This window comes from Sphingobium subterraneum (assembly GCF_014199435.1).
Classification (GTDB): Bacteria; Pseudomonadota; Alphaproteobacteria; order Sphingomonadales; family Sphingomonadaceae; genus Sphingobium; species Sphingobium subterraneum.
Genome location: NZ_JACIJP010000003.1, coordinates 12,704 through 36,091, shown reverse-complemented (window position 1 = coordinate 36,091; position 23,388 = coordinate 12,704). Strand labels below are relative to the sequence as shown.

24 protein-coding genes are annotated in these 23,388 nt (G+C 64.2%); 6 read left to right on the top strand and 18 right to left on the bottom strand.

The genetic code is table 11. The annotated features are described in order from the left end of the window. Nucleotides 1–46 precede the first annotated feature (46 nt). On the top strand, nucleotides 47–892 hold the full coding sequence (locus tag FHS92_RS10665) for a MipA/OmpV family protein (RefSeq protein ID WP_343056716.1): 846 nt from the start codon (nucleotides 47–49) through the stop codon (nucleotides 890–892). 16 nt (nucleotides 893–908) lie between these two features. Further along, nucleotides 909–1,511 (top strand): nucleotidyltransferase family protein, encoded by a 603-nt coding sequence (locus FHS92_RS10660; RefSeq protein WP_184080450.1) that lies wholly within the window; start codon nucleotides 909–911, stop codon nucleotides 1,509–1,511. Here the strand turns inward: FHS92_RS10660 and FHS92_RS10655 are convergent. The 5 genes from FHS92_RS10655 to rpiB all read right to left on the bottom strand — a co-directional run bounded on the left by FHS92_RS10655 (nucleotide 1,479) and on the right by rpiB (nucleotide 5,138). Then, nucleotides 1,479–2,531: a TrmH family RNA methyltransferase gene (locus tag FHS92_RS10655; protein ID WP_184080449.1), complete on the bottom strand. Its 1,053-nt coding sequence runs from the start codon at nucleotides 2,529–2,531 to the stop codon at nucleotides 1,479–1,481. The two genes, FHS92_RS10660 and FHS92_RS10655, sit on opposite strands and share 33 nt — an antisense overlap. Before the next feature lie 77 nt (nucleotides 2,532–2,608). Next, entirely contained in the window at nucleotides 2,609–3,070 is a 462-nt protein-coding gene (nrdR, locus tag FHS92_RS10650) for a transcriptional regulator NrdR (RefSeq protein WP_184080448.1), read from the bottom strand. Further along, entirely contained in the window at nucleotides 3,070–3,363 is a 294-nt protein-coding gene (locus FHS92_RS10645; RefSeq protein WP_184080984.1) for a hypothetical protein, read from the bottom strand. The genes nrdR and FHS92_RS10645 overlap by 1 nt, the downstream gene beginning before the upstream one ends. Before the next feature lie 4 nt (nucleotides 3,364–3,367). Next, complete coding sequence (gene glyA, locus FHS92_RS10640; RefSeq protein WP_184080447.1) at nucleotides 3,368–4,684, bottom strand: serine hydroxymethyltransferase; 1,317 nt, start codon at nucleotides 4,682–4,684, stop codon at nucleotides 3,368–3,370. A 16-nt stretch (nucleotides 4,685–4,700) separates the two neighbouring features. Further along, nucleotides 4,701–5,138: a ribose 5-phosphate isomerase B gene (gene rpiB / locus FHS92_RS10635; protein ID WP_184080446.1), complete on the bottom strand. Its 438-nt coding sequence runs from the start codon at nucleotides 5,136–5,138 to the stop codon at nucleotides 4,701–4,703. 120 nt (nucleotides 5,139–5,258) lie between these two features. Between rpiB and FHS92_RS10630 the strand changes: the two genes are divergently transcribed. Next, on the top strand, nucleotides 5,259–5,438 hold the full coding sequence (locus tag FHS92_RS10630) for an LPXTG cell wall anchor domain-containing protein (protein WP_343056715.1): 180 nt from the start codon (nucleotides 5,259–5,261) through the stop codon (nucleotides 5,436–5,438). A 6-nt stretch (nucleotides 5,439–5,444) separates the two neighbouring features. On the opposite strand, the gene FHS92_RS10625 is transcribed toward FHS92_RS10630, so the two are convergent. The 7 genes from FHS92_RS10625 to FHS92_RS10595 all read right to left on the bottom strand — a co-directional run bounded on the left by FHS92_RS10625 (nucleotide 5,445) and on the right by FHS92_RS10595 (nucleotide 13,031). Further along, nucleotides 5,445–6,068, bottom strand: coding sequence for a molybdenum ABC transporter ATP-binding protein (locus FHS92_RS10625; protein ID WP_184080444.1), 624 nt, complete (start codon nucleotides 6,066–6,068; stop codon nucleotides 5,445–5,447). Next, nucleotides 6,058–6,753: a molybdate ABC transporter permease subunit gene (gene modB / locus FHS92_RS10620; protein WP_184080442.1), complete on the bottom strand. Its 696-nt coding sequence runs from the start codon at nucleotides 6,751–6,753 to the stop codon at nucleotides 6,058–6,060. The genes FHS92_RS10625 and modB overlap by 11 nt, the downstream gene beginning before the upstream one ends. Continuing rightward, on the bottom strand, nucleotides 6,753–7,523 hold the full coding sequence (gene modA / locus FHS92_RS10615; RefSeq protein WP_184080440.1) for a molybdate ABC transporter substrate-binding protein: 771 nt from the start codon (nucleotides 7,521–7,523) through the stop codon (nucleotides 6,753–6,755). Before modA ends, modB begins: the two co-directional genes overlap by 1 nt. Before the next feature lie 104 nt (nucleotides 7,524–7,627). Then, nucleotides 7,628–8,014: a winged helix-turn-helix domain-containing protein gene (locus tag FHS92_RS10610; protein WP_184080437.1), complete on the bottom strand. Its 387-nt coding sequence runs from the start codon at nucleotides 8,012–8,014 to the stop codon at nucleotides 7,628–7,630. Then, nucleotides 8,007–9,284, bottom strand: a complete 1,278-nt coding sequence (locus FHS92_RS10605) for an MFS transporter (RefSeq protein ID WP_246351955.1) — start codon at nucleotides 9,282–9,284, stop codon at nucleotides 8,007–8,009. The genes FHS92_RS10610 and FHS92_RS10605 overlap by 8 nt, the downstream gene beginning before the upstream one ends. 53 nt (nucleotides 9,285–9,337) lie before the next feature. Next, nucleotides 9,338–10,543 (bottom strand): glycoside hydrolase family 68 protein, encoded by a 1,206-nt coding sequence (locus tag FHS92_RS10600; RefSeq protein WP_246351940.1) that lies wholly within the window; start codon nucleotides 10,541–10,543, stop codon nucleotides 9,338–9,340. Nucleotides 10,544–10,565: 22 nt separating this feature from the next. Continuing rightward, a complete protein-coding gene (locus FHS92_RS10595; protein WP_246351939.1) occupies nucleotides 10,566–13,031 on the bottom strand; it encodes a TonB-dependent receptor in 2,466 nt (821 codons plus the stop codon). A 209-nt stretch (nucleotides 13,032–13,240) separates the two neighbouring features. Between FHS92_RS10595 and FHS92_RS10590 the strand changes: the two genes are divergently transcribed. Both FHS92_RS10590 and FHS92_RS10585 read left to right on the top strand, forming a co-directional pair. Further along, nucleotides 13,241–13,696, top strand: coding sequence for a MaoC family dehydratase (locus tag FHS92_RS10590; protein WP_184080431.1), 456 nt, complete (start codon nucleotides 13,241–13,243; stop codon nucleotides 13,694–13,696). Beyond that, complete coding sequence (locus tag FHS92_RS10585) at nucleotides 13,693–14,526, top strand: HpcH/HpaI aldolase/citrate lyase family protein (protein ID WP_184080429.1); 834 nt, start codon at nucleotides 13,693–13,695, stop codon at nucleotides 14,524–14,526. Before FHS92_RS10590 ends, FHS92_RS10585 begins: the two co-directional genes overlap by 4 nt. A 22-nt stretch (nucleotides 14,527–14,548) precedes the next feature. Here the strand turns inward: FHS92_RS10585 and rodA are convergent, their stop codons facing one another. Genes rodA through FHS92_RS10560 form a run of 5 tightly spaced genes read right to left on the bottom strand, consistent with a single transcriptional unit; the run spans nucleotide 14,549 to nucleotide 20,195 of the window. After that, nucleotides 14,549–15,658: a rod shape-determining protein RodA gene (gene rodA / locus FHS92_RS10580; RefSeq protein ID WP_184080427.1), complete on the bottom strand. Its 1,110-nt coding sequence runs from the start codon at nucleotides 15,656–15,658 to the stop codon at nucleotides 14,549–14,551. Continuing rightward, nucleotides 15,655–17,697 (bottom strand): penicillin-binding protein 2, encoded by a 2,043-nt coding sequence (gene mrdA / locus FHS92_RS10575; RefSeq protein ID WP_184080425.1) that lies wholly within the window; start codon nucleotides 17,695–17,697, stop codon nucleotides 15,655–15,657. The genes rodA and mrdA overlap by 4 nt, the downstream gene beginning before the upstream one ends. Next, entirely contained in the window at nucleotides 17,694–18,212 is a 519-nt protein-coding gene (gene mreD, locus FHS92_RS10570) for a rod shape-determining protein MreD (protein ID WP_184080423.1), read from the bottom strand. Before mreD ends, mrdA begins: the two co-directional genes overlap by 4 nt. Further along, nucleotides 18,209–19,126, bottom strand: a complete 918-nt coding sequence (gene mreC, locus FHS92_RS10565) for a rod shape-determining protein MreC (protein ID WP_184080421.1) — start codon at nucleotides 19,124–19,126, stop codon at nucleotides 18,209–18,211. Before mreC ends, mreD begins: the two co-directional genes overlap by 4 nt. Nucleotides 19,127–19,148: 22 nt before the next feature. Further along, a complete protein-coding gene (locus FHS92_RS10560) occupies nucleotides 19,149–20,195 on the bottom strand; it encodes a rod shape-determining protein (RefSeq protein ID WP_184080419.1) in 1,047 nt (348 codons plus the stop codon). 146 nt (nucleotides 20,196–20,341) lie between these two features. Between FHS92_RS10560 and mutL the strand changes: the two genes are divergently transcribed. Beyond that, nucleotides 20,342–22,138 (top strand): DNA mismatch repair endonuclease MutL, encoded by a 1,797-nt coding sequence (gene mutL, locus FHS92_RS10555; protein WP_184080417.1) that lies wholly within the window; start codon nucleotides 20,342–20,344, stop codon nucleotides 22,136–22,138. Nucleotides 22,139–22,284: 146 nt separating this feature from the next. Here the strand turns inward: mutL and FHS92_RS10550 are convergent, their stop codons facing one another. After that, nucleotides 22,285–23,349 carry an RcnB family protein gene (locus FHS92_RS10550; protein ID WP_246351938.1) on the bottom strand — a complete coding sequence of 355 codons (1,065 nt, stop codon included), beginning with the start codon at nucleotides 23,347–23,349 and terminating at the stop codon, nucleotides 22,285–22,287. Between the last annotated feature and the right edge of the window lie 39 nt (nucleotides 23,350–23,388).

Genomic DNA, 23,388 nt, shown 5'->3' with positions numbered 1-23,388 from the left:
GGCCACAAACATTAGCGTGTCAATGCAACCATCGAGGAAAATGACCGTGCTGTCTTATGTAAACCGCTTTTCGCTGCTTTCCTTGACTGCCGCCGCGCTGGCCGCTTCGGGCGCGCACGCACAGGATCTCGAAGACCGGAACCAGTTGACTGTCGGCGTGGGCGCAGGCGTAGTGCCGAGCTATGACGGGTCTGATGACAGTGTCGTGACCCCCGGGGCGGTGGTGCGCGGCAAGGTGGAGGGCTTCACCTTCTTCTCGCGCGGGCCATATCTGTTCGTCGATGCCATTCCCGACGCACAGTCAGGCGGCTTGGATATCGAGGCCGGACCGGTCGGTGGCGCACGTTTCAACCGGACGCGGCAAATCAAGGACAGGCAGGTCCGCGCGCTGGGCGAGCTGGATACCGCATGGGAAGTCGGCGGTTGGGGCGGGGTCGCGAAGACCGGCGTCATCACCAGCGATTACGACAATCTCTCGTTCCGCGTTTCCTATTTGCACGACGTGGCGGGCGCACACCGCAGCTATATCGTCACGCCGACGATCGAATATGGCACCCCTTTGTCCAGGAGCACCTATGTCGGTGTGTCGGTCTCGGCCGACTATGTGGGCAAGGGCTTTGGGCGTTATTATTATGACGTAACACTGGCCGGAAGTCAGGCAAGCGGCCTTGGCGTCTACGGTGCGGCCGGAGACAAGGCGGGATTTGCCAAGCTGAACCTTGGTATTGTGGGTGCCAAGTCGCTTTCCGGTGACCTGCGCAAGGGGCTTTCGATCTTCGCGCTGGGCGGATATGGCCGCATTCTCGGCCGCTATGCCGACAGCCCGATCGTGCGCGACGCGGGCAGTCGCAACCAGTGGGTCGGCGGGGCGGGGATCGCCTACACGTTCTGATGCGGGGTGAGTGCCTATGTCGATAGCCGCGAGCCGGGTTGCCATGATCCTGCTGGCGGCGGGCGCTTCCCGGCGGTTTGGAGCGCAGGACAAGCTGGCTGTGGATCTCGACGGGCGCGCGCTGGCGCTGCACAGCGTGGACAGGATCGCGGATGTCGACTTTGCGGCTCGTGTTGCCGTGACTGGGCACGCCGACCCCGGGTTTGCCGAACGAGGCTTTCAGACGGTGCGCAACGGGGCGCCGGAGCAGGGGATGGCGCATTCCCTGTCGCTGGGGGTAGCGGCGGTAGAAGCAAATCCGGCAGTTGATGCGGCCATGATCCTGCTCGCGGACATGCCATTGGTGCCGCGTAGCCATATCATGGCCTTGATGGACGCCTTTGATGGCGACCGGATCGCGAGCCGCGGGGAGCGCGCGATCACCCCGCCCGCGATCTTTGGTCGGGCGCACTTCGCTGCGCTGCGCGCCATGAGTGGCGACCATGGCGCAAAGTCCGTGCTGCGCGATGCGCCAATGGTTGCGGCCGATCCGCGCTGGCTCCAGGATGTGGATACGCCGGAGGATATGGCCGCGGTAAAGGCCGGTTTACCGGCGACGGGGGCGAGCGAGCGACGATAAGGCGCCGCGTAGGGTCCGGACTTCCAGATGGTTCCAAGCCGGTTTGGTGAGCAGGTTGCGCAATGTCAGCTTCGTCGCGGGCGTGCGATCCGGCGGGAAGAAATAGCCGACATCCTCCAGCATATCGGTGAACTGGGTGATCATGCCCTCCAGCTCTTCCTGCGGGGCGGGCGGCAGCAGATTGGTCGCGGGTGGCGAAGCGAGCGAAACACCCTTTGACCATTCATAGGCGCACAGGATGACCGCCTGCGCGAGGTTGAGCGAACCGAATTCCGGATTGATTGGTACCGTAATGATCGTGCGGGCGAGTGCGACGTCGTCGGTCTCCAGTCCGGAACGCTCCGGACCGAAGACGATCGCGCTGCGCCCCTGCGCGGCGTGGATCGATCGGGCGGCTTCCTCGGGCGTGACAACGGATTTGGTGACGCCGCGCTTGCGCACTGTCGTGGCATAGACCTGGGCACAGTCGGCGACCGCATCGGCAAGCGTGGGAAAGACCTGCGCGCGTTCCAGCACGACATCGGCTCCGGCGGCGGATGGACCGGCATCGGGATTGGGCCAGCCGTCGCGGGGAGCAACAAGGCGCATCTCGGTCAGCCCGAAATTGAGCATGGCGCGTGCGGCTTTGCCAATATTTTCGCCAAGCTGCGGGCGGACGAGCACGATGACGGGAGGAGGGGCTGCGGAATCCAACATCCGTTCGTCCTGAGTAGGGGCTGAGCGAAGGCGAAGACCCGTATCGAAGGATTTGCGCGATAGGGCCTTGAGCGTTGACCAATCGCTATCGATCAACGCTTCCTTTTTTTTCCGTGACCAACCCTTAATTTGCTGCTCAGCGGCCAGCGCCTCTTCCCGGGTACCGAAATCCTGCGTCCAAAGCAGCTCTACCGGCAGGCGCGACGCGGTGTAGCCGGGTATTTCGGCTTTCTTGTGTTGAGCAATGCGTGTTTCCAGAGCATCCGTGTGGCCGACATAGTAGCTGCCATCGCCGCATTTAAGCATATAGGTGTGGAAGCTCATGTCTTGGTCCTTCGATACGCCATTTCGACTTCGCTCAATGGCTACTCAGGACGAACGGACAGTAAGATCTCTCTGGTTCACTCACCCCCGACTTCCTTAACCGTGCCAGCAAAGTCCTCGAAGTCCTTGGCTTCGTTGAAATCCTTGTAGACGCTGGCAAAGCGGATGTAGGCGACGGAATCGAGGCTCTTGAGGCCTTCCATCACCAGTTCGCCGATGGCCTGCGCGGTGACTTCGCTCTCGCCGCCGGTCTCGAGCTGGCGCTGGATGCCGGAGACGAGCTTTTCGATGCGCGACGAGTCGATCGGGCGCTTGCGGCACGCAATGTCGACCGAGCGGGCCAGCTTGTCGCGATCGAAGGGCTGGCGGCGGCCCTCGCTTTTCAGCACCCAGATATCGCGGAGCTGGATGCGTTCGAACGTGGTGAAGCGGGCGGCGCAGGCTTCGCACTGGCGGCGTCGGCGGATGGCCGCACCGTCGTCGGTGGGCCGCGAGTCTTTTACCTGGCTGTCGTCGTGGCCGCAGAACGGGCAGCGCATTAGCGCCTCGTCCAGTGCTTGTAAGCGACGATCCCGCCGCCGATCACCGCGCCGGTTGCCCAGCCGATAATCGGGACCGGGATAGCGACCGCCGCGCCGATGGCCGCGCCCGCCGCCACCTTTTTGGCGAAAGGGTTTTTGGAGAGCGTACGGCCGACGTCCATCAGGTCGGATGCGGCCGATGAGAAAGCGTTCTGCCCGCTGGGCGTGGCGGCAACCGCCGCGCCGCAATGCGGGCAAAAGCGGCTCCCGTCCGCGATCGCGCCGTTGCAGGAGCGGCAGGTGCTGCTCATGTCCTTACCCCTCGTAAATAGGGAAGCAAGCGGTGAGGGCGAGCACGCGGTCGCGCACCTTCTGTTCGACCTGGCCATCCCCAGCCTCGCCGTTGCGGCGCAGGCCCTCGACGACTTCGGCGATCAGGTTGCCGATCTCGCGGAATTCGGCCTCGCGGAAGCCGCGTGTCGTGCCCGCCGGGGTGCCCAGACGGATGCCCGATGTCACGAACGGCTTTGCGGTATCATAGGGCACGTTGTTCTTGTTGCAGGTGATGTAGGCACGGTCGAGCGCGATTTCCGCCGCCTTGCCGGTGGTGTCCTTGGCGCGCAGGTCGACCAGCATCAGATGGTTGTCGGTACCGCCCGACACGATGCTGAGCCCCGCATCCTCCAGCGTCGCGGCAAGCGCCCGCGCGTTGGCGACGATCTGCGCGGCATAGGCCTTGAATTCCGGCTGGAGTGCCTCGGCAAAGGCAACGGCCTTGCCCGCGATGATGTGCATCAGCGGGCCGCCCTGCATGCCGGGGAATACGGCGGAGTTGATTTTCTTGGCGATCGCCTCGTCGTTCGTGAGGATGATGCCCGAGCGGGGGCCGCGCAGCGACTTGTGGGTCGTCGTGGTCGTGACATGAGCGTGGGGCACCGGGCTGGGATGCGCGCCGCCGGCGACGAGGCCGGAGAAGTGCGACATGTCGGCGAGCAGATAGGCGCCCACCTCGTCGGCGATCTCGCGGAAACGCTTGAAATCCCACAGGCGCGAATAGGCGGTGCCGCCACAGATGATCAGCTTCGGCTTGTTCTCTCGCGCGATGCGGGCGACTTCGTCCATGTCGATGAGTTGGTCTTCGCGCCGCACGCCATAAGGAATGGGCGTGAACCACTTGCCCGACATGTTGACGGGCGAGCCGTGGGTGAGGTGGCCACCGGCGGCAAGATCAAGCCCCATGAAGCTGTCGCCCGGCTGGAGCAGCGCGAGGAACACGGCCTGGTTCATCTGGCTACCCGAATTGGGCTGCACATTGGCGAAATTGCAGCCGAACAGCTTCTTGGCGCGCTCAATCGCCAGATTTTCCACGATGTCGGCATATTCGCAGCCGCCATAATAGCGCTTGCCGGGATAGCCCTCGGCATATTTGTTGGTGAGGACCGATCCGGCGGCTTCGAGCACCGCCTTGCTGGTGATGTTCTCCGACGCGATCAGCTCGATCTTGTCCTGCTGGCGCTTCAGCTCGCCCTGAATGGCGGCGAACACTTCCGGATCGGAGGTCGCCAGACCTTCGTTGAAAAAGCCTTTGGAACGGATTGCTTCCCCGGCTTCCAGAGTGGCGGTCGTGCTCATGGGCAATCCTTTCGCGTTAGAGAGCAGGATGAGAGAGTTTGTTGACGCGGCGTTGGTGCCGGTCACCCCCGAACGGGGTGGAGAGGAAGGCAGTCAGGCAAGCCTTGGCCATTTCCAGACCAATCAGGCGCGCCCCCATCGCGATGACGTTGGCGTCGTTATGCTCGCGTGCGAGAGCGGCGGACAATGGCTCGCTCACCAGTGCCGCGCGGCAGGCGGGATTGCGGTTGACCGCGATCGATATGCCGATGCCGGATCCGCACAGGGCAACGCCGAATTGCGCCGTGCCTTCCGCAATGACGGACGCGAGCTTGTAGCCATAATCCGGGTAATCCACGCTGGTGGCGTCAAACGGTCCGAGATCTTCGACATCGTGCCCATCAAGGCGCAACCATTCGGCAAGGTCGGCCTTGAGCTCGAGAGCGGCATGATCTGAGGCGATGGCGATACGCATGGGTCGTCGGTTCCGGCTGATTCGATCCTGCGGCCTATCTAGGCGGGCAATCCCGGAATTGCCACCGTACAGTTGCGTGGGGTGGACGAGCGGCTATGGAGGGGCGCAAAGGAGATTGCCATGCCCGCCGGTCTGACGATGAATTTTGTGCTGTCCGTGCTGATGCTGGCGGGATTTGCGCTGGTCGGGGGCGGAGTGTTCCTGCTCACCAAGAAGCGGCAGGCGAAACAGGGGATCCTGATGCTGATCGCCGCCGTCGTCATGTTCGCCAACGTGGCGGTGTGGGTGTGGCCGACCTGAAGCGGGCTATTCGATCGGAACGATCGTGTCGGCGAGGCGATCGACCTCCGCGCGATCGTGGCTGACGTAAAGGATCGGGAGCTTGAGCTCGTCGCGAATGCGCTCAATCACGACGAGGATTTCTGCGCGGCGCGCAGCGTCGAGGGAGGACAGGGGTTCGTCCATCAGCAGGAAGCGCGGGGCGCTTAACAGCGCGCGGCCGATCGCAACGCGCTGCGCTTCCCCGCCGGAAAGGGTCCGGGGCCAGCGGTCGAGCAGGGACGCGATGCCCAGGAAGTCGACGGCGTCTCCCATGGTCATCCAGCGATGCTCTGGGCGGGCAAGCTTTTCGCCGTAGCGCAGGTTGCGCCGCACGCTCATGTGGGGAAACAGGCGGCCATCCTGAAAAATATAACCCGCGCGGCGGCGTTCGGGGGGGACGTCGGCACCCGCGGCGATATCGGTCAGGGTCTCGCCCGCGACGCGTACGGTTCCCGTATCGGGTTTCAACAGACCTGCAATCATGTTGAGCACGCTCGTCTTGCCCGCGCCGGACGGCCCGAACAGCGCGGTCAGCCCCGCCGGGGCCTGAAAGGCGCACGCGATGATGCGATCACCCAGACGGCGGCTGACATCGATCTCAAAGGACATGGCTGCCCGTTCCCCTTCCGATGCGCCGGGCGAGTGCTTCGGACGCGACCAGAGCCAGCAGCGACAAGACGACCGCAATGATCGCGAGACGCGTCACGACCGCGTCGCTGCCAGGCACTTGCAGCGCGGAGTAAATTGCGATCGGCAGGGTGCGCGTTTCGCCGGGGATGTTCGACACAAAGGTGATCGTCGCGCCGAATTCCCCCAGCGAACGGGCAAAGCCGAGGATTGCGCCCGCAACGACGCCCGGTGTGGCGAGCGGCAAGGTTATGGTCGCGAAGCTGCGCCACGGTCCGGCGCCAAGGGTGCGGGCTGCGCCCTCCAGCCGCCGGTCGACCGCCTCGATCGAAAGGCGCATCGCCCGTACCATCAGCGGCAGCGCCATGACGGCAGCCGCGAGCGCGGCACCGGTCCAGCGGAACATGAAGGTGATGTCGAACGTCTGGGCAAACCAGCGCCCCGCCGGGCCGTTGGCACCGAAGGCGAGCAGCAGCAGCCATCCGGTGACGACCGGGGGCAGGACGAGCGGCAGGTGGACCAGCGCGTCGAGCAGCAGCTTGCCCGGAAAGCGGCCCCGCGCGAGCACCCATGCCAGCGCGAAAGCGACGGGCAGTGCGCCTGCGACGGCCACCAGGCTGACCTTGAGGGAGAGGCGGACGATCTCCCATTCCTCCGGCGACAGCATCAACGTGGCGCAAATCCGTAGCGCCGGAAGATCGCCTTGCCCTCACCGGACAGGAGGAATCGGCGGAATCTTTCGGTGTCGGGGTGGGTGGCCGCTTTGAGCGTGGCGATCGGGTAAGTGATCGCCGGATGGCTGCTTGGCGGAAAGACGCCGACCACCCGCACCGCCGTCGATGCGCGCGCATCGGTCGCGTAGACGATGCCGAGCGGGGCTTCGCCACGCTCAACGAGCGCGAGGGCAGCGCGGACATTTTCGGCGCGGGCGAGTTTGCCGGCGACTGATGGCCAGACGCCATATGTCACGAGCGCGGCTTTCGCGTATTTCCCAGCGGGCACGGCGTCGGGGTCGGCCATGGCGAGACGGCCGGCGCCGAGCGCGCGGGCAAGCGGGAAGCGGGACGCAGGCGTGAGGCGCAGCCGGGACGCGGCGGGGGCGACCAATACCAGCCGATTGGACAGAAACGAAGAACGGGTGCCCGGGCGGATCAGACCTTTGGCGGCAATGTCGTTCATCCAGGTTTCGTCGGCGGAAATGAAAAGATCGGCGGGTGCGCCCGCGCCAATCTGGCGAGCGAGCGCCGACGAAGCGGCGAACGAGACGACAGGTTTGGGATGCCCCTTCGCCGCCCAGCGTCCTGCCGCTTCGGTCAGCGATTCCTGAAGGCTCGACGCGGCGAGAACGAGCGGGCCGGGTTGCGCAAGCGCGGGTGTGGTAGAGACGATCACGGCAAGGATTGCGCCAAGCAGGGCTTTGAGGGGGCCGGTTATCATGACGATCCTTACGCTATAGCGGGATGTATATAGCGGTAGGTGCGGTTCGCCAAGGGGCGTGAGCGAGGAAAAGCATTCTGTGATTATTCGGCAGATATGGGAGATCAGCGCTCGGATTTTCCGCCCGGTCGGGGCGAAGCCAGCATCGCGTCCGCCAGCGCCTGCCGGTCGGGACAGGCGGCGGCGTTGGCGACGCGGTCCTGCAAGGTGCGGTAGTGTGCGAGGACGGCCTTTCCGAGGTCCGTCACCCGGGCGCCGCCGCCGCCCGATCCACCGGGCGCGGCCACGACCAGCGGTTCCCGCCAGCACCGGTTCATGGTGTCGACGAGCAGCCAGGTGCGGCGGTAGCTGGTGCCGATGGCCCGCCCCGCCGCAGAGATAGAGCCCTCACGGATGATCGCTTCGAGCAGGTCTGCCTTGCCTGGCCCCATGGCGATCTCGTCGCCGCAGTACAGCTGGATCTTGAGCTTGAGATGAAGGGCATCAGACATCCGTCGCCTCCGCATCCCGCCGGTCCGTCACGCGCAGGCCACATGCCGCAGCGACCAGCATCAGCGCTCCGGCGAGCAGCAGCACATGGCGCGGGTCACCGCCGAGCAGCGGGTTATAAATCAGCGGCAGGGTGAGGGTTTGGAGCAACATCGGGATGACAATCATCATGTTGAAAATCCCCATATAGACCCCGGTGCGCGCGCTGGGAATGGCGCGGGCGAGGAGGATATAGGGGGTTCCCATCATGCTTGCCCAGCCGATGCCGATGCCGAGCATGGGAAGGAAGAGCAGCACCGGATCGCGGATCAGCGGCAGCGCGAGCATGGCCGCGCCTGCCAGCGCGATGCAGAGGCTGTGCGTGAACTTCGCCCCGATGCGGCGGGCGAGGGGAACCAGCACGAAGCCCGCGCCGAAGGCTACGAGATTGTAGAACGCGCCGATTTGGCCATTGAGGAGAGCGGCATCGCGATACTGCGAGGAGGCCGGGTCGCTGGTCTGAAAAACGCCGAGTGCCAGCGCGTTGACGATATACTGCCAGTAGCAGAAGATGGCGTACCACTGGAACAGCATCATCCAGCCGAGCTGGCGCATGGCAGGTGGCATCGCGCGGATCGCATGGCCAATCTCCGCCAGTGTTGCGCCCGGCGAGCGTGGTTGCGCTTCGATCGCCGCGCGTTGATCCGGTGTCAGGGGAAGCTCGCGCACGCGGTAGAGCGACCAGCCAATGGTCGCTGTCGAGAGGACGGCACCGGTGGCGAATGCCGCCTTTGTAATGATCGGGATGCCGTTGGCATCGACGGCGTGCCGATCTATCCCCAGCGCCACGAACAGCGTCGGCGCAATATAGGCGAGGGTTTGGGCCAGACCAGTGAAACTCGCCTGCATCAGGAATCCGCGGGATTGCTGATCGGCGACCAGCCTATCGCTGATATAGGCGCGGTACGGCTCCATGGTGATGTTGTTGGCGGCGTCCAATATCCACAACAGGCTGACCGCAATCCACAGCGCCGGGCTGAACGGCATGGCAATCAGGCACAGGCTGCACAGGATGGCGCCGAAGAGGAAATAGGGCGAGCGACGGCCGAAGCGGGAGAGGGTGCGGTCGCTCATCGCTCCGACGATCGGCTGGACGAGGAGGCCGGTCACTGGCCCGGCGAGGAACAGGAGCGGCAGGTGCGCCTCTTCCGCGCCGAGATAGTTGTAGATCGGCGCCATGTTGCTCTGCTGCAGCCCGAAGCTGAACTGGATGCCGAGGAAACCGAGGTTCATCTGCGCGATGTCAAGACCCGACAGGCGCGGCCGGGCATACGCGGAAGATGTGGTCACCGCGCCTCGCGAACGATCGAGGTTTTGTCCCCGTTGAGCGCGATACGGATCATCGGGGCCGGGCATCCACCGAAATGACGGCGCGCTTCGGCGGCATCGCGTGGCTGTGCGCCGCCCAGTCCCACGCTGTCGATAAAGCTCGCGACCCGCAGATCATCGAGCACCAACCAGCTGAATGTCTGCGCGGGTTCCTCTGGAGGATTGGCGAGGACAAGACCGGTGCCGTTGAGCGGATGATAGGGGCCAGCAACACTCCGTCCGACCATGCCGTAGAGACCGGTCGGGCCGGTCGGGCCATCGGGAGCGAAAACACTCAGTTGCGTAGACCAGAAGAGATAATAGAGGCCGTTATGATGCCGGATGTGGGGACGTTCGAGCTCGTTGTTCACCCCATCGGCACTGATGAGCGGAGACATAAGCTGCCATTGGCCCCACAGCCCGCTTGCCGAGCGCGCGATGCCGATACAGCCATCGAAAGCATGGTCCGATCCCGCCAGCGAGGCGGTGAACAGCAAATAATGCTGGCCGTCGGCCGGATCGCGGAAAAAGCCGGGATCGCGGAACGCCTTGATGGTTCCGGCGCTGCCTTCCCATTCGTTGATGATGCGATAGTGCAGCCCATCCGCTGCGATGATCTCTTCTGGCTGCGACCAGCGCACAAACGCCGGTTCGCCGGACCGCAGATCGAGCGTCGCGCGCGTGCGGCAAATGCGCTGGCGGTAACCCCCGCTCTCGCCCAGATTTCCGGCCGAGGTATAGAACAGGGTGACAATGCCGTTTTCGTCAAGGACCGCCGATCCGGCCCATTTGCGATTTCCCGGCCCGAAATTGTCGGGGAGCAGATAGCCGAGATCGCGCCATTCACCCTCGACTTCGTGGAGGAGGCGAATGCGCGCATGGGAGTGGCGGAGGATGGGATCGCCCAGAATGGGGGCGGACAGGGCCATCCACACTGTTCCGCCTGCAATCGCGGCACGGTCGCCGTCGATCGTCTCCACGGGCCACATATCCCAGGTATCGAGTTGCGGTGCGATGGGCTTGATCGATTCGGCTGTCAGCACGTCCGCATGAGGCAGGCGGGAGGGGCGAATCGCTCCGACATGTCTTGCGGTCCACCGCGAGGGGCTGGAATTGTCCGTCACGGCGGACAAGCGCCGGGAACTTGAGGGGGACGGGCGGAATGCGGGATCGTGTTTGTTCAATTCCGCCTCCGTTGTTGACGGCCTAGAAGGCCCATTGTGCCGATACCGAAACCGAGCGACCGGGAATAGCTCGGGCACGAACATAGTTGCTTGAATTGTTTACAATCAACCCCTCTTCGGCCTCGGTGATGCCAATTGCGTTGAACAGATTATTCCCGGTAAGCGAGATCAGAAGATTTTGACGGGGCCGAACATTAACAAACGCGTTTACTTGCGCATAAGCTGGAAAAATCAGACGATTATTGTCCTGTGCATAGGCCTTGCTGCTACCAATCAGTGAAAAGCCGCCTTGAACGACGCCAAAGTCGAGCGAGGGCATCGCAGTGACGATCCATTCCGGCTGTCGGCGCGGCGTGTGGCCCACAAATGCCGGGGTGAGGGCGTCACTCGCAATGCGTGCGCGGGTCCAGGTGACACCGGTGCGCACATCGAAAATGCCACGGCGATAGGTGCTTTCCAGTTCCAGCCCGGTTGCCCGATAGACCCGTTCGAGGAAGCGACCACTGGTAACTTCGAAGTTCTGTTCCTGGGTCGTGGCGCGGAACAGGGTAGCGAAAAGGCTGACCGGACCGGACCGAAGTTTCGTTCCGAGTTCCAATTGATCAACGAAGTTGACCGCGTTCTTGCGCGCGATGCTGCCATCGCGGCGTACAACGCCGAAGAGGACGCGGTCGGCATTCGACCGGCCGCCCCGACTGGCGCGAGCGAACACGGCAGCGTCGGGTGTGAGCCGGATGTTCGCGCCGATCGACCAGGATAGATAATGCGTCCGATAGTGGATCGGCCGGGGTGCGGCGTTGTTGATGAGCGAAACGCTGCGCTCCAGCGGCTGGATGATGCCGTCCCCGTCGACGTCAAAATTGGCGACCTGCAATGTTCCGGCGTAGGAACCGCGCGCCTTCATACTGTCGTAGCGCAGGGAGGCGTCGAGCGAGAGTTGGCCCAGCTCAAAGCCCGCCGAGCCATAGAACGCCGAAAGGTCATAGCGCGCGTTGTAGCTACGCTGGCAGCAATTACCCCAGAAAGGTACTCCATAGGCCGAGAGACCATTCCGGGTCAGCACTTCGCCGGACGGCGCGATGATGTTGAGGAGCGCGGCGTTATTGCCTTTCACTTCCAGCAGATAGCTGTTCCATGTCCAGTCGAGATCGATCTTTTGCCGGGCACGGTAATAGCCCGCAGTCAGGGTGAGATTGCCTGCCTGCTTGCTGATCCGCAGGTCGTTCGTCGCATTGCCCAAGTCATTGAGCGTCGTGTTAAACAGGTGAGTAAACATCACCAGCCCGTTGCCGTTGAGGGTCGCGGCGTTCACGGGCTGGCCTGCGCTCGGCCCTGTGGCGTATGTGAAGCTGTACGGTCCGGGCTGGTCGGTCAGATACTGACCGATGGTATTGCCGGTCGACTGCAGCCCGGCGACGAGCGCCGGGAAGGGTGAGACAAAGTTGCCATGGACATTGCTCCAGCGAAAACGGTCCTCGATCCGCCAGCCGTCCGCGATGTCGGCGATCGCTTCGAACCCCAACGTGGTGACGACCGGATGCATGCCGTCGCGGACATCGGTGACACGCAAGCGGTTGTTGCCGTCGAACCCGGCGTCGGAGCGAAAATGGGCGCTTTGCGGGGCATCGTTCCGGATATCGAAGGCCGGCAGCGAGCGGTAGTGCGGGTGCGCGTTGGTGCCGGTAACCAGCGTCGGCATCGGCAGATAACCGATCGCGTGATCGTCGAGCCGCTTGAGGTAGATGCGGATGTGACCGCCCGGAATGTCCTGCGTGACATTCGCCTTGATCTGGTAACCGCGGTTCGCGGTATAACCTGCCCGCCGGGGCCCTTCGCCCGCGCGCCAGAAGCCGCCGATGTTGAAGCGCAGCGTCTGCGTCAGGGGCGCGCCGACGTCGAAATCGATGCGGGTGTCGCGATAATCGAGGCCCTTGCTGAGCTGAACGAGGCCGCCCGGAGTGCTGCCGTCCTTCGAGATGATGTTGATGATGCCACCTGGCGCGTTCGACGCCAGCGTAGAGGACGAGCCGCCGCGTACCGTCTGGATTGTGGCGATTGTCTGGTCGGCGCGCAGGAAGATGTCGGCATTGCCAAAGGCGATGTCGCCGAATTGCAGGATGGGCATCCCATCTTCCTGCAACTGCAGGAACTTGGCGCCACCTGACGCGATGGGGAGACCGCGGACAGCGATATTGGCATTGCCCTCGCCGCCACTCGCTTCTGAGCGGACGCCAGGAATGAAACGAAATATCTCCGCCGTCGTGCGAGGGACAGACTGCGCGATCTGGTCCGGCGAGAGCGCGCTTACCGAGACAGAGCTATCCAGTGTGTTGACGGGGCGAGCGACGCCGGTGACGATGATGTCTTCCATTGCCGGTCGGTCGCGCGTTGCCCGCTGATCCTGCCCCCAAGCCGAAGCGCTGGCCGCGATCGTTGCCATCGCCCCTGCCGCTATAACGGCAGTGCGTTGGCCTTTCTTCTGCCTCATGAAAATCCCTTTGCCTTCTCCCGCGTGCTTTTTATCGCAAGCTTGTCGGCAAAGATACATGTGTCCGTAGCCCGCCACCGATTGCAGGAAAACATGCAGTGCCCTGTGGCTTTTTTGCATAGGTGCAGGCGTATTTCCGCTCCAGGCGAGCGACCAGCGGTGACAAGGGTAGGGTGCTTGGGTATCAGGCGCGCCAGGAGGGGACGCGGATGGCAGGAAAATATTTCGACGAATGGGTGGTGGGCGACAGGATCGTTCATGAAATCCGGCGCACGGTCACGGAAACCGACAATCTGCTGTTTTCGGCCATGACCCACAATCCACAGCCGCTGCACATCGATGTCGAGGCAGCAAAAGCGTCCGAGTTCGGGCAGATCCTCGTCAACGGCACCTTCACCTTCGCACTGATGGCCGGGCTGTCGGTCGGCGACACGACTGTGGGGACGCTGATCGCCAATCTGGGGTATGACAAGCTGGTCATGCCCAAGCCGGTATTCATTGGCGATACGATGCGTGCGGAGACGGTCGTTACAGAGCTGCGGGAATCGAAGTCGCGGCCCGACGCAGGGATCGTCACCTTTACGCACTGGCTGATCAACCAGCGCGACGAGGTTGTGTGCCAGTGTCTTCGCTCGGCGCTGTTAAAGCGGAAGCCGAAAGCATGAGGATGCGATCGTTGTTGTTCGTGCCGGGCGACCGGCCGGAGCGTTTCGGAAAGGCGGCGGCGAGCGGCGCGGACGCTCTCATCCTCGACCTCGAAGACAGCGTTGCGCCGGAGAGGAAAGACTTCGCGCGCGGTGCGATCGCCGAATGGCTGGCCCAGGAACGGGATGTGCGGGCCTTCGTGCGCGTCAATCCGCTGGATGGCGGAATGACGGCGAGCGATCTGGCGGCCGTGCTGCCCGCCGGGCCGGACGGGGTGATGCTGCCCAAGGCGGAAGGCGCGGCGTCCGTGCAGCGGCTGGTCGAGATGACGGGAGACACGCCGGTCCCCATCCTGCCCATCGCGTCTGAGACGGCTGCGGCCGTGTTCCAGCTGGGAAGCTATGGCACGGTCGCGGGGCATCTTGCCGGATTGACCTGGGGCGCCGAGGATCTGCCGGCCGCGATCGGCGCCAGCACGGCGCGCGAAGTCGATGGCCGCTACACGCCGCCTTATGAAATGGTGCGTGCGTTAACGCTGTTCGGCGCGCATGCGGCGGGTGTCGACGCCATCGAGACGGTGTTCCCGGACATCGCCAACGAGCAAGGACTTGCCAAATTTGTGGCGCGGGCGCGGCGTGATGGCTTTACCGGGATGATGGCCATTCATCCGTCTCAGGTGGCGGTCATCAACGCCGGTTTTACCCCGACCGAGGTGGAAGTGGCCCATGCCCGCGCGGTCATCGCCGCCTTTGCGGAAAACCCAGGAACGGGAGCGCTCAAGCTGGATGGAAAGATGATCGATCGGCCGCATCTCGTCATGGCGCAGCGGGTGATTGCGGCGGTCGCATAACGCACGGCGGGGCGGTTGTCGTCTACCGCCACGTCCCGCTGTTGTTGTGTCGCGCGCTGCGATCGATGGCCATGATGATGCCGATGCAAAGCATCACTGTCAGCATCGACGACCCACCATAGGACATGAAAGGCAGGGGGATGCCGACGACCGGCGCAAGGCCCATCACCATCATGAGGTTGATCGCGACATAGAAGAAGATCGTGGTGGTGAGGCCCGCCGCCGTGAGGCGGGAGAAGCGGTCCTGCGCGCGCATCGAGACCTTGATCCCCCAGCGGAACAGCAGCACAAAGCCGAGGATAAGCAGCACGCCGCCCATCAGCCCCCATTCCTCCGCCATGGTGGCAAACACGAAATCGGTGTGGCCTTCGGGCAAATAGTCCAGGTGGCTTTGCGTGCCGTTGAGGAAGCCCTTGCCGAACAGCCCGCCGGACCCAATGGCGATCTTCGACTGGCTGATATGGTAGCCCGCGCCGAGCGGATCGCTTTCGGGGTCCAGGAAGATGAGTACGCGTTTCTGCTGGTAATCGTGCAGGAAACTGAACGCGATGGGGACGATGCACGCGCCCGCCGCGCCCGCACCGATGAACAGACGTAGGGGAAGGCCAGCGAGAAACATCACCGTCACGCCACCCGCCGTAATCATCGTTGCGGTGCCGAGATCCGGCTGGATCAGCACCAGCACGGCAGGAAGACCGATCATCACCAGCGCGGGCCAGATGGCATTCCAGCGGCGGACTTCGCCCACGGGCAGGCGCGCATAAAATTGGGCAACAGCCAGCACAATGACGGGTTTCATGAATTCTGACGGCTGCAACTGCATGAAGCCGAGGTTGATCCAGCGCTGGCTCCCCCCCGCCACGCCGCCGATCAGTTCGACCAGCACCAGCGCGCCGAGGACCGCAACATAGCCGGGCAGCGCGTACGCGGCGAACAGCGAAACCGGTAACCGCGCAAGGGTGAGCGCCATCGCGCTGAACAGCGTGAAGCGGATGATCTGGTTGATCGCCCAGGGCGTGATGCTGCCGCCCGCCGCGCTGTAGAGCACGATCGTACCGAAACCGGCGATGGCGGTGAGCAGGCCCATGAGTTTCCAGGGCAGCCGCGCGATGGAATAAGGGACGATGCTCAATCCGCAACCTCCTGCGCATTGGGGGCGTCCGTCGGCACTGCGGCTGCTGGGGGCGAGGGAGCGGTCTCGTTGACAGCCGCCGCCGTTGCATTGGCGGCATTGGCCGCGTCATCGACCGGTGCGGGCACGAGACCCTTGGCGATGCGATAGGCGGCCATCCGCTTTTCCATCCGCTGCTGCGGCGTGCCACCCCACCCCGCCTCGTATTTCGTCAGCCGTTCCAGCGCCCCGGCCGGATCGTAGAGATAGGAGAGGACATCGCCCGAGATCATCGGGGCGTCTTCGATGCGGTTGAGATGCCCGCCATGCTCGATGATCGTCCCGATTGCGTAGCGCGGATTGTCGTAGGGCGCGAAGCCCTCGAACAATGCATGGTCCCGCGCCTTGAACGGCAGGGAGGCGTTGTTGCGTTGCCCGTCCCGGATGCCGCGTGACTGCGCTGTGCCGGTCTTGCCCGCCATTAATACGCCCGGCACTGAGATACGTGCGGCCCCGCCTGTCCCGCCGCCGTTGACCACGGCGCTCATCGCATTGCGGATGACCTCAATATTTTCGGGACGGACGCCAAGCAGCTCGGGCGGTCTCCTCCGGGGGTCATGCACGAGGTTGGGGACCAGCAATTTGCCCGAGGCAAGCCGCGCCGCCATCACCGCAAGCTGGGTCGGGTTGATGAGCATATAGCCTTGGCCAATCGTGGCGTTTACCGTGTCATAGACCTGCCACTCCGCATCATATTTCCGTTTCTTCCACTCCGGGTCGGGGACGGTGCCGTAGCTCTGGCTGGAAAAGGGCAGCGGGAACTTCTGGCCCAGACCGACCCGGCGCGACATTTCGGCGATGGTCGGCATGCCGATGCGCTGCGCCATGGTGTAGAAATAGACGTTGCAGCTGAGCTTGATGGCATTGTGCATGTCGACACCGCCGTGGCCACTGCGCTTGTGGCAGTGGAACAGCCGGTTGCCGAGCCGGATCGAGCCGGTGCAGTTGACGCGGTCGGTGGCGGGCAATCCGGCCTCGAGGAAGGATAGGGCGATCATCGGCTTGACCGTCGAGCCGGGGGGATAGAGACCCTGCAGCGTCTTGTTGCGCAGCGGAACATGATCGTCTTCGGACAGCATGCTCCATTCGGTCTGGCTGATACCGTCAGAAAAGCTATTAGGATCGAAGCTGGGCATGGACGCCATGGCGACGATGTCGCCGGTCTGGCAGTCGATGACGACGACCGATCCGCTCTGTGTGCCGAGGCGGCGGCCGGCATATTCCTGCAGTCCCGCGTCGATCGTAAGGCGCACGTTGCGCCCTGGCACGTCGGCCCGCGTCGTCAGTTCGCGCACGACCTTGCCGCGCGCCGTGACCTCCACCCGCTTGGCGCCCGGCTTTCCGGTCAGGGCTCTCTCGAAGGATTTTTCCAGACCGTCCTTGCCCAGCTTGAAACCGGGCGTGATGAGGAGAGGGTCTTTGTTTTCCTCATAATCCTTGGCGGACGCCGCGCCGACATAGCCGAGCAGGTGTCCGACGGATGGCCCCGCCGGGTAGTTGCGGGAGAAGCCCTGCGCGGGCGCGACGCCGGGAAGATCCGGCAGGCGAACGCTGATCGCAGCGAACTGGTCGTAACTGAGATCCGCGGCGACCTGCACGGGCTGGAACCCGGCGGCCTTGTTGAGATCCTCCTCGATCCGCTGCACTTCATCGGGCGCGAGCGCGAGAAGCTGAGCGAGGGTGTGGATTGTCGCTTCGCGGTCGCGTAGCCGGTCGGGGATGATGTCGACGCGGAAATCCGTGCGGTTGTTGGCGAGCGGCTTGCCGTGGCGGTCGATGATCCAGCCCCGGCGCGGCGGAACGAGCGTCAGGTTGACCCGGTTGCTTTCCGACAGCAGCGTGTATTTCTCGTTCTCGGCAACGCTGATCCACGCCATGCGCACGGCGAGCAGCGCGGCTATTCCCCCCTGAAGCCCGCCGAGCACCATCGCGCGGCGGGTAAAGGTGAAGGAAAGGCTGGCCTCGGTAACGTTACTGGGGGTCAGCTTGGGAAATTTCATGCCATGATCCGCCATCGGTCCACTGTCGCGGTCAGGCGGACCATAAGCGGATAGGCAAGTGCGGACCAGAGGATTTGTGGCAGCAGCAGCCAGAACGGGGCATGGCTTCCGGCGATCCGTGCAAAGAGCGCGCCGCCGAGCAGGCAGAAGGCGACGGCAACCAGCGCGATCAGCCAGTCATTCCAGTAATCGCGCCAAAAGATGCGTCGGTCGATCATCTCGATCGCAATCATCACAGCCGTCCACAGAAACACGGCGCTGCCGAGCGGAGCGCCGGTCGCAAGATCGTCGAACGCACCCAGCGGAACGCCGATCCAAAGAGGCCAGAGCGTCGGGTGTAGCAAGCGCCACGCCAGCAGAAACAGAAGGCCGAAGGGCGGCAGCGTCGGTGATTGCGCGACGATGGGGAGGAGCGCGCCGATGAGCGAACCGAACATCACGGTCGCTACCGGCGTCCCCATCAGCCGGGTGCGCGACGGTGTCGCGCCGAGACGACTTTGCGGTGTCGGAGTCATTTTTGCTGCGCCCGCTTGGCGGCGTCCGCCTCATTGCGTGGCGCGTCGCCTTGGTCGAGAGGCGGGGCGAGGTCGATGTCGTAAGGGCGCTGCACCACCACAGCCTCGACGCGGGCGGGACTGGCCAGCGGTACACCGATGGCCATGCCGTTGCGTTGCGACACGACAATCGCGACCGGGATATTGGGGCTGTAAAGGCCGCCGGTGCCAGTTGTTACCATGATGTCGCCCGGGCGGAAGGGATTATTGCCGGGGTTGAGCGGGCGGATCTCCACTGTGCCGTCGTCCAACCCGGTGCAAATGGCGGCGATATTGTCCTTCGCGCGCCGGACGGGAATGATGTTCTGGCTGTCGGTCAGCAGGAGAACATCGGCAGTGTTGGGACCAGACACGATGACCCGACCGATCAGCCCCTCCGGCGCGCGCACCGGCATGCCGGGCAGGACGCCGCGACTGCGCCCGGCGTCGATACGCGCGATGCGGCGGGTGATACTGGTGGTCGATCCGATCAAGCGTGCGGTCGCAAGGTTGCCCTGCGTGTTCTGAACGAGGTTAAGCAGCTTCTTGAGGCGCAGATTTTCTTGTTCGATCGCAGCCGCCTCGATCAGGCGCGTGCGATTGGCGTCAACCTGGCGGCGCAGGGCGGCGTTCTGGGAACCCGCGTTGACATAAGCGACGATATTCTCGTCGAGCGAGCCGACGCCGCTCACCAATCGTTGCAGGCTACCGGACACGGGGCGCGTCACTTCGGCGATGGCGGAGCGCAGCACCGCGAAGCCCGCCGGGTCCGCCCTGGCAACAATGATGAGAAGCAGCCCGAACAGCGCGCCCGTCACCGCGATGACGTAGCTCGCGAACAGGCCGTATTGGGCCCGTCTGTTCACGCCGGGGCGCCGCCGGGATGGTTGCACCATGTCCAGCCGTCTCCCCAGCCGGTTAAGCGGTTTGCAGAACGCCGCGGTAGATCGGATCTTCCAGCGCGCGCCCGGTGCCGATCGCGACGCAGGTCAGCGGATCCTCCGCAATGGTGACGGGCAGGCCTGTTTCGTCGCGAAGCTCGTCATCCAGACCTTTCAGCAACGCGCCACCGCCGGTAAGCACGATGCCCTGATCGACGATGTCGGCGGCGAGTTCCGGCGCGGTGTTTTCCAGCGCAATGCGGACGCCCTCGACGATCGTGCCGATCGGCTCGGCGAGCGCTTCGGCGATCTGCCCCTGGTTGATCGAGATTTCCTTGGGTACGCCGTTGACGAGATCGCGGCCCTTGATGTGAATGGTCTGGCCAACGCCATCGGCGGGCGGCTGGGCAACGCCATATTCTTTCTTGATGCGCTCGGCCGTCGCTTCGCCGATCAGCAGGTTGTGATGGCGGCGGACGTATGAGACGATTGCTTCGTCCATCTTGTCGCCGCCCACGCGCACCGACGTGGTGTAGGCGAGGCCGCGCAGCGACAGCACGGCAACTTCGGTGGTGCCCCCGCCGATGTCGACGACCATCGACCCGATCGGTTCAGTGACGGGCATGTCCGCGCCGATCGCAGCGGCCATCGGCTCCTCGATCAGGAACACCTGGCTCGCGCCCGCATTGCTGGCCGCATCACGGATCGCGCGGCGCTCGACGCTGGTGGAGCCGGAGGGCACGCAGATGACGATTTCCGGGAAGCGCCATGGGCGAGCCTTGCCGCCATGCACCTTGGTGATGAAGTGCTTGATCATCTGCTCGGCCACGTCGATGTCAGCAATCACGCCGTCGCGCAGCGGGCGGATCGCCTCGATCGAATCCGGGGTCTTGCCCATCATCAGCTTCGCGTCGTCGCCCACGGCCTTGACCCGCTTCACGCCGTTGATCGTTTCGACGGCCACCACGGATGGTTCATTGAGGACGATGCCGCGCCCGCGCACATACACCACGGTGTTGGCCGTCCCCAAATCGATAGCCATGTCCTGCGATGAAAATTTGAACAAGCGCGAAAAAATCGACATGCCTTATCCTGTTTCGATAGCGCCCAGCCCGGAGCGGGAGCGGCGCGGAAAATTCCCCATTCCGGTTGCTCGCCACGGCAGTACTGGGCAAAAAAATGTCCGGTGGCGGGTCGCGGAATGCGTTCGCTTGGGCTAGTGCGGTCGATATGTCAATACGCCGCCTTCCCGAACATCTGGTCAATCGCATCGCGGCGGGTGAGGTGGTCGAACGCCCTGCCAGCGCGCTCAAGGAACTGGTGGAAAATGCCATCGACGCGGGTGCCGCGCGCATCACGGTTCGGCTGTCGAACGGGGGGCTCGACCGGATCGAGGTGAGTGACGATGGATGCGGTATGGCTCCGTCGGATATTGCGCTGGCGTTGGAACGGCATGCGACATCGAAGCTGCCGGACGAGAATATCGAGCAGGTTCAGACGCTTGGATTTCGCGGCGAGGCGTTGCCGTCGATCGCCAGCGTGGCGCAGCTGTCGATCGAGAGCCGGGTACGGGGCGCGGATGGCTGGCAGCGGGTGGTCGACAATGGTGCGGTGGTATCTGACGGCCCGGCGGCTTTGCCTCCCGGAACGACGGTGCGGGTCGAAAGCCTGTTTGCGCGGGTGCCAGCGCGACGCAAGTTTCTGCGCTCGCCCCGGTCGGAATATGCGGCCTGCCTGGATGTCGTACGGCGGCTGGCGATGGCGCAACCCGATGTGGCGTTCGTGCTGGAGCATGACGGGCGCCGTGCTTTGTCCGTACAGGGCGGCGAGGGGCGGGAGAGTCGCGTTGCGTCCCTTACTGACCGTGCGCTGGGCGACAACCATGTGATCGTCTCGCTGGAGCGGGAAGGGATCAGGCTTGCGGGTATTGCGGGCCTGCCCACCTACCATCGTGGGGTGGCAGATCATCAGTATCTGTTCGTCAATGGGCGGCCGGTGCGGGACCGGTTGCTGGTCGGATCGGTGCGCGCGGCCTATGCCGATCTGCTGGCGCGGGACCGGCATCCCGTGCTGGCGCTGTTCCTCGACGTGCCGCCGGAGATGGTCGACGTAAACGTCCACCCGGCGAAGACCGAAGTGCGTTTTCGCGATCCGGCGCTGGTGCGCGGCATGCTGGTGAGCGGCTTGCGCCGAGCGCTCGACGAGGCGGGATTTCGATCGGTGCAGCGGCCGGATGGCAGCGCCATGGCGGCGTGGCAGGCCGAGCCAGTCTCGCCGACGCCGATCGGGGCGATGCCGATCTTCGAGCGCTCAGCGTTTCCGCAGGCTGCCTTGGCCGAGGCGGCACAGAGTTTTGCCGGATTTGCAGACCGCCGCACCCACTTCACCACGCCGCCGCCCATGGCGCGCGCGGAAATGGCGGAAGTCACGCCGCCCGAGGCGCGTAGCTTTCCGCTGGGCGTGGCGCGCGGGCAGGTGGCCAAGACCTATATCGTGGCGGAGGCCGAGGACGGACTGGTGCTGGTCGATCAGCATGCCGCGCATGAGCGGCTGGTGCTAGAGCGATTGCGCCGCGCGATCGGTGGGGCGACCGTGCCATCGCAGGCGCTGCTACTGCCCGAAGTGGTGGAGCTGGAGGAACCGGCCTGCGACCGGCTGGAAGAGCACGCCGGGGAGCTTGCGGCGTTCGGCCTGGAACTGGAGCGCTTCGGGCCGTCGGCGATGCTGGTGCGGGCAACCCCGGCAATGCTGGGCGCGGGCGACGTGCAGGGACTGGTGCGCGATCTCGCCGATGATTTCGCCGCGCACGGGGCGGCGCTGGGGCTACAGGAGCGGATCGACCATGTCGCCGCGACGATGGCGTGCCACGGGTCGGTTCGGGCGGGGCGGATGCTCTCCGTCGCTGAGATGAATGCCCTGCTGCGCGAGATGGAGGTCACCCCACACAGCGGCCAGTGCAACCATGGCCGCCCAACGTGGATCAAGCTGGCGCATGGGGATATCGAAAAACTGTTCGGGCGGGGATAGGAGTGCGGAGGATCGTCCCATGCGGACCTACGAACGCAGATTTCCTCCGTTCTGGTGCTCACGACCTTTGAGGTCGATGCGCTCCGGTACTCCCAAATCCACGTTCTCGGCTCAACCTGGAGCCATCCTCCACACTCCTTGGTTCCTTACTTGACCGGCACCAGCTTGGTCGGTGCGGATTTGATGCGCACGAGCTTGGACGGGCGATGCACCACCCGCCGGGCGGGGCGTGAAACCGTTTCCGTCACATAGGTGACCTTGGTCGTCTTGGTGCAGTTCGGTTCGATCACTGTGGTCGTGACCGTCGTGCCGGGATAATAATAGCCATTGGCGTAATAGCCCTCATGCGGGCCATCGGCGGGCATCGGTTCGGGCGGGGGCGGCAGATCGGACCAGTGCGGGCCGCCGCTGATCTCTTCATCATGATGGTGGCGTTTGCGCTTCTTGTGCTTCTTGCCGTGATCTTCGCCCGACACGGTTCCATCGTAGCGTCCGCGATATTCGCCGGAATAGACGCGGCCGTCGTCGCCATACCATGTGCCGACCCAGCGGCCGGATGTCCCACCATTGTAGGTGACATGGTCATCGGACGTGACGCTCATGTCATAGGGGACCGGGCCGGGTCCGCGCGGTCCGGGAGGGGGCGGGGGATCGCGCCGGTCGGACGCGGCGTTGGCGATCGCGGTTCCGGCGAGCGCGCCCGCACCTGCGCTGAGCACGGTGCCGACGACGCGGTTGCCGCTTCCTGCGATGCGGTTGCCGATGACGCCACCCACGACGCCCCCGATCACGCCGCCCGCCACAGCATTGCCGCGCCGACGATCGTCCCGATATCCGTCATAGCCACGGTCCCACGCGATGCCGGAGCGGCTGTCATAAACGCGGCCGTATCGGTCGGTGAGGACCGCATCGTCATAATAGCGCGACCAGCCATAGCCATAGGTCGGCGCTGGCAGTCCGTAGACGCTGTAATTGGGAATATAATAGACGCGCTGCATCCAGACGCGCGGCAGGACATAGCCGACGAACGCGCGGCGCGCTGGCATGCCGCGAACGCCGCCGTGCCCGCGTTGCATGCCATAGCCGCCTTGATGCCATGTCGTCGAAGAAGGCATGCCGGTGGGCGTACGACCTGAGTCGTTCGCGATCGCGGCGGGGGCAAAACCGCTCACCAGACCCAGGGCAAGGCCCGACAGTAAAAGGCGACGCATGGTTAATACTCCCTGTTTCGATCGCACGAAAACGGCGCG

What these genes read in the sequence shown, in the direction of transcription:
- mreC (WP_184080421.1), bottom strand. Translation starts at nt 19,126, where the DNA reads ATGGTGCAACCATCCCGGCGGCGCCCCGGCGTGAACAGACGGGCCCAA.
- glyA (WP_184080447.1), bottom strand. Translation starts at nt 4,684, where the DNA reads ATGAGCACGACCGCCACTCTGGAAGCCGGGGAAGCAATCCGTTCCAAA.
- FHS92_RS10605 (WP_246351955.1), bottom strand. Translation starts at nt 9,284, where the DNA reads ATGAACCTCGGTTTCCTCGGCATCCAGTTCAGCTTCGGGCTGCAGCAG.
- mutL (WP_184080417.1), top strand. Translation starts at nt 20,342, where the DNA reads ATGTCAATACGCCGCCTTCCCGAACATCTGGTCAATCGCATCGCGGCG.
- FHS92_RS10645 (WP_184080984.1), bottom strand. Translation starts at nt 3,363, where the DNA reads ATGAGCAGCACCTGCCGCTCCTGCAACGGCGCGATCGCGGACGGGAGC.
- mreD (WP_184080423.1), bottom strand. Translation starts at nt 18,212, where the DNA reads ATGACTCCGACACCGCAAAGTCGTCTCGGCGCGACACCGTCGCGCACC.
- FHS92_RS10590 (WP_184080431.1), top strand. Translation starts at nt 13,241, where the DNA reads ATGGCAGGAAAATATTTCGACGAATGGGTGGTGGGCGACAGGATCGTT.
- mrdA (WP_184080425.1), bottom strand. Translation starts at nt 17,697, where the DNA reads ATGAAATTTCCCAAGCTGACCCCCAGTAACGTTACCGAGGCCAGCCTT.
- FHS92_RS10550 (WP_246351938.1), bottom strand. Translation starts at nt 23,349, where the DNA reads ATGCGTCGCCTTTTACTGTCGGGCCTTGCCCTGGGTCTGGTGAGCGGT.
- FHS92_RS10610 (WP_184080437.1), bottom strand. Translation starts at nt 8,014, where the DNA reads ATGTCTGATGCCCTTCATCTCAAGCTCAAGATCCAGCTGTACTGCGGC.
- modA (WP_184080440.1), bottom strand. Translation starts at nt 7,523, where the DNA reads ATGATAACCGGCCCCCTCAAAGCCCTGCTTGGCGCAATCCTTGCCGTG.
- FHS92_RS10560 (WP_184080419.1), bottom strand. Translation starts at nt 20,195, where the DNA reads ATGTCGATTTTTTCGCGCTTGTTCAAATTTTCATCGCAGGACATGGCT.
- FHS92_RS10655 (WP_184080449.1), bottom strand. Translation starts at nt 2,531, where the DNA reads ATGAGCTTCCACACCTATATGCTTAAATGCGGCGATGGCAGCTACTAT.
- modB (WP_184080442.1), bottom strand. Translation starts at nt 6,753, where the DNA reads ATGCTGTCGCCGGAGGAATGGGAGATCGTCCGCCTCTCCCTCAAGGTC.
- FHS92_RS10630 (WP_343056715.1), top strand. Translation starts at nt 5,259, where the DNA reads ATGCCCGCCGGTCTGACGATGAATTTTGTGCTGTCCGTGCTGATGCTG.
- FHS92_RS10585 (WP_184080429.1), top strand. Translation starts at nt 13,693, where the DNA reads ATGAGGATGCGATCGTTGTTGTTCGTGCCGGGCGACCGGCCGGAGCGT.
- FHS92_RS10625 (WP_184080444.1), bottom strand. Translation starts at nt 6,068, where the DNA reads ATGTCCTTTGAGATCGATGTCAGCCGCCGTCTGGGTGATCGCATCATC.
- FHS92_RS10660 (WP_184080450.1), top strand. Translation starts at nt 909, where the DNA reads ATGTCGATAGCCGCGAGCCGGGTTGCCATGATCCTGCTGGCGGCGGGC.
- FHS92_RS10595 (WP_246351939.1), bottom strand. Translation starts at nt 13,031, where the DNA reads ATGAGGCAGAAGAAAGGCCAACGCACTGCCGTTATAGCGGCAGGGGCG.
- rpiB (WP_184080446.1), bottom strand. Translation starts at nt 5,138, where the DNA reads ATGCGTATCGCCATCGCCTCAGATCATGCCGCTCTCGAGCTCAAGGCC.
- nrdR (WP_184080448.1), bottom strand. Translation starts at nt 3,070, where the DNA reads ATGCGCTGCCCGTTCTGCGGCCACGACGACAGCCAGGTAAAAGACTCG.